At 53.1% G+C, this 4141-nt stretch carries 3 protein-coding genes; 2 read left to right on the top strand and 1 reads right to left on the bottom strand.

Going from position 1 to position 4141, the window contains the following annotated elements:
- Window positions 1-174: 174 nt before the first annotated feature.
- Window positions 175-1260, bottom strand: coding sequence for a 4-hydroxythreonine-4-phosphate dehydrogenase PdxA (gene pdxA, locus JUK32_RS26825; RefSeq protein WP_204141957.1), 1086 nt, complete (start codon window positions 1258-1260; stop codon window positions 175-177).
- 184 nt (window positions 1261-1444) lie between these two features.
- Between pdxA and hemH the strand changes: the two genes are divergently transcribed.
- Window positions 1445-2608, top strand: coding sequence for a ferrochelatase (gene hemH, locus JUK32_RS26820; protein ID WP_204141956.1), 1164 nt, complete (start codon window positions 1445-1447; stop codon window positions 2606-2608).
- Between the two features lie 663 nt (window positions 2609-3271).
- Complete coding sequence (locus tag JUK32_RS26815) at window positions 3272-4066, top strand: sulfite exporter TauE/SafE family protein (protein ID WP_204141955.1); 795 nt, start codon at window positions 3272-3274, stop codon at window positions 4064-4066.
- Window positions 4067-4141: the final 75 nt, after the last annotated feature.

Raw genomic sequence — 4141 nt, 5'->3', positions numbered from 1 at the left:
ATCCCGGTAATGGCAGTGCTTGGGTGGCTGGGTAGCTGGGTGCCTGGGTCAGTTACGTGTCTGGAGTAGGTACTTTAGTTGCACGCGCATCCCTAAGTTCACCCTTCCTCTGAACTTGCGTTCCGGTGAAGGCTCCAGGGGAATGCTCACGTCATACTATCGACAATCGGCAACTCAGTTCCTGATGGGGCTGAGTTGTTTTCGTTGTTGCACCAGTTCGATCGCTAGGGCGATCGCCGCTTCCATACTGTCTGACCGGGCAATGCCCCGGCCCGCAATGTCAAACGCTGTACCGTGGTCTGGCGAGGTGCGCACAAACGGCAGTCCGATGGTGGTGTTCACCGCTCGGTCAAAAGCGAGTAACTTGACGGGGATCAAGCCCTGATCGTGATATAGCGCCAGATAGGCGTCAAACGGACTGGCTTGGGCATCGGTATGCCAGGCATGGCCCGCACTCACCCACATCGTATCGGGGGGGATCGGCCCCGTCAGTTTGACCTGGGGGTAACGCTGCTGAACCGCCGCTAACCAAGGGATCAGCCAGTCCACTTCTTCCGTGCCCAATTTGCCCGCTTCGCCACTGTGGGGATTGAGGCCCGCGATCGCAATGTGGGGGGTCGCCAGGCCAAAATCTTGCCGTAAACAGGTCACCAAAAGGTCGAGTTTCCGAGTCATTAACTCTGGGGTGAGGGCGGTGGGCACCTGATGCAGCGGGATGTGGGTAGTTGCTAACAAGCAGCGCAGGGGCCATCCTGTGTGAGGCGATCGCGCTGCAAATAACATGCCAAAGCGGTCGACCTGGGCGCGTTCAGCCAATACTTCCGTTTGCCCCGGATATTGATGACCCGCTGCATGCCACACCGACTTTGCAATGGGAGCCGTCACCACCGCATCAAACTCGCCCTTTAAGGCTCCCGTGATGGCCCGATTTAACCAGCAAAAGCTGGCGTGGCCCGTCACCGCTGTCGGCTCTCCGAGGGAGATTGTGTCCAACTCAGCGATCTCGACTTCCGCCTCGACCAAGGGCATTTGGCTCAGATCCAGTTCTAGGCCCACGCTGTGCCGCAGATTGGTCAGGGTTTTAGCTAAACCGGGAGCATCACCCACCAACGTTACCTGGGCCACCGTATGTAGCGTCGGATGCGCGATCGCCTTCAAGACAATTTCGGGACCAATGCCCGCTGGATCTCCCAAGGGAATCGCCAACCGAGGCCGCTGCTCCGCCGGGGGGGATGGGAGAGCGGATCGACTCGACTTCATCGAGAAAGCTTGCTGCATAAAGATTGTCTGGGTTAGTTTAGAATGGTTTTACTGTAAACGGTTTGAAAACTTGAACGGCTCGTCGTGTTGAGCAAAGCTGCATTTTGTTGCAAATGTGTCCGTCAAGTAAATCAATTGTTACGATAATTTTAAGAATCATTCGACATTTAGGATCACAACCGTTATGGGCCGTGTAGGGGTATTGCTATTGAACTTGGGTGGGCCAGAGCAACTAGAAGATGTGCGCCCTTTTTTGTTCAATTTGTTTGCTGATCCTGAGATTATTCGTCTGCCCGTGCGCTGGCTCCAAAAGCCGTTAGCATGGCTAATTTCTAACAGTCGAGCCAAGCAATCACAGCAAAACTATAGCCAAATTGGCGGCGGTTCGCCCCTGCGACGCATTACGGAGCAGCAAGCCACCGCTTTACAACAAAGCTTAGAGGCGGCTGACCAACCAGCGGATATTTATATCGGTATGCGGTATTGGTATCCCTTCACCGAGGAAGCGATCGCCCGGATTAAACGCGATCGCATCGAAGAACTAGTCATCTTGCCGCTTTACCCACAATATTCCATCAGTACCAGCGGCTCTAGCTTCCGTCTGCTCCAGAAACTGTGGAAGGAAGACCCCTCGCTGGAAAGAATTCGCTACACCGTCATCCCTTCTTGGTATGCCCGTCCTGGTTACGTCAAAGCCATGGCTGAGTTAATTGCGCAGGAACTTGATCAATTGCCTGATTCCAGCAAGGGACACATTTTCTTTAGCGCCCACGGTGTTCCGGTGAGTTACGTCGAAGAGAATGGCGACCCTTATCAGCGGGAGATCGAGCACTGTGTCGATTTGATCATGCAGGCCTTAGGGCGACCAAACGAACACACCCTGGCCTATCAGAGTCGGGTGGGGCCAGTGGAGTGGTTGCAACCTTACACTGAGGACGCGATCGAAGAACTCGCAGAGCAAGGCGTTAATGACTTAGTCGTTGTCCCGATTAGCTTTGTGTCTGAACATATCGAGACCTTGCAAGAAATCGATATGGAGTATCGGGAAATTGCGGAAGAAGCTGGCATCGAAACCTTCCGACGAGTCCCCGCCCTGAATACTCATCCCGGCTTCATTGATGACATGGCCAAAATGGTTATGGAATCTTTAGAAGCTCCCCGCCGCCTCTTTTCAGACGTGGTTGAGCCGGATAAACAGGTTAAAATTTATCCGCAAGAACGCTCTGCTTGGGGTCTCACGCCAGTGGCCGAAGTGTGGAATGGTCGGCTAGCGATGGTCGGCTTTTTAGCGTTGATGGTGGAGTTGATTAGTGGTCATGGGCCGCTCCACTTGGTGGGTTTGCTGTAGTTATAGCCCCAAGCGATTTGCTTGAGCGCCATCTGCTACGGATACATGCCATCGGCTATGTGTCCTACAGACACTTAAGGAACTTGCGTGTCAATAAAATTCCTATAGACCGAGTTTCGACTTCGCTCAACTCTCGATGCTGGTAGGTTGAGCGAAGTCGAAACCGGATTGATCGGGTATTTTATTTAATTGCAGATGCCTAAACACGAGTTATTTTTTTAGCGCGAATAGACTGTCGTGTTAACAGACTGTTTACTATCTCAACGTTCGCTTGGAGCGAAACCGCCCCTGGGCTTGCAAGTGTCTCGCATCCACGCACAAGGGACGCTTTGTTTAAGCAGTCCGTATATTTGCCCAGAGGCGACCTCAAGAAACGAGTTAGCGCTCTCATGAACAGACACAGCTGTTGAAGTTCAGCCGTAATCATCGCCCGCAATGTGAAGCGTGATTGGGTGATCTGCATGAGGGATCGGGAAAGTGATTGTTCAGAGAAGTTGCGAGCCGCCATCAGGTGGTATGGTTCAATCTTGATGTGGCTTCCCCGATGTCTGCCGTGATGGTGGGCGAAGTTTGGCAGCGCAGTTGTCATCCCGTTGAGCCATTAGACTTGAGGGCGCAGGGGTCGCAAAGCTCAATTTATTAGATCAACAGCTTGAGGTAGTTTTGACCCCGATTCAAATTGGTGCGTTTGTCGTTGCTGGTCTGTTCGCAGGTGTGTTGGCGGGGCTGCTGGGCATTGGTGGTGGCACAGTTTTAGTCCCGATCTTGATTACGCTGGGGTTCTCACCCATTCAAGCAGTGGCGACTAGCAGCTTGTCCATCATCATCACCTCTTTGTCTGGCAGCATTCAAAACTGGCGCATGGGCTATCTAGACTTCAAGCGAGTTTTGCTGCTGGGGTTGCCCGCCGTTATCACGGCTCAGATTGGTGTTTTAATCGCCAGTGCGCTGCCCCAATCGCTGCTGCTCTTGGCGTTTGCGCTGCTGCTCATGCTCAACATTTATTTGGTGGGAGTCCGTAAGCAATTAGCCAAGCGATCGCCTAATGAGGTTCCGGGGGCAGCGGCTCAGCCTGTCATGAATCCGACAGCAGCACGGGTGTTGACTGGAGGCATTGCCGGATTTTTGGCGGGGCTATTAGGGATTGGTGGCGGTGTGATTATGGTGCCCTTGCAAATGTTGTTGCTAGGGGAAACGATTAAGCGATCGATTCAAACCAGCCTGGGAGTGATTGTGCTGACAGCGATCGCCTCCACTTTTGGCCACGCTCTACAAGGCAATGTGGTTTGGTTTGGCGGCATTATTCTTGGTTTTGGAGGATTAATTGGTGCTCAGTTGAGTACACGCCTCCTGCCCAAGTTGCCTGATCAGGTCGTCTCGCTCCTCTTTCGCACCTTATTAGCCGTACTGATTGTCTACACGCTATGGCAGGCTTGGCAGCAAGCTACGGTCACTTAGGGACTTGCGCGTAAAAAAGATCCCCATGAACCGAGTTTCGACTCCGCTCAACTCTCGATACTGGTAGGTTGAGCG

The sequence above is a fragment of the Halomicronema sp. CCY15110 genome (genome assembly GCF_016888165.1).
Classification (GTDB): domain Bacteria; phylum Cyanobacteriota; class Cyanobacteriia; order Phormidesmidales; family Phormidesmidaceae; genus Halomicronema.
Note: the sequence above shows the minus strand (reverse complement) of the source record. Positions and strands in the feature narration are given on the sequence as shown.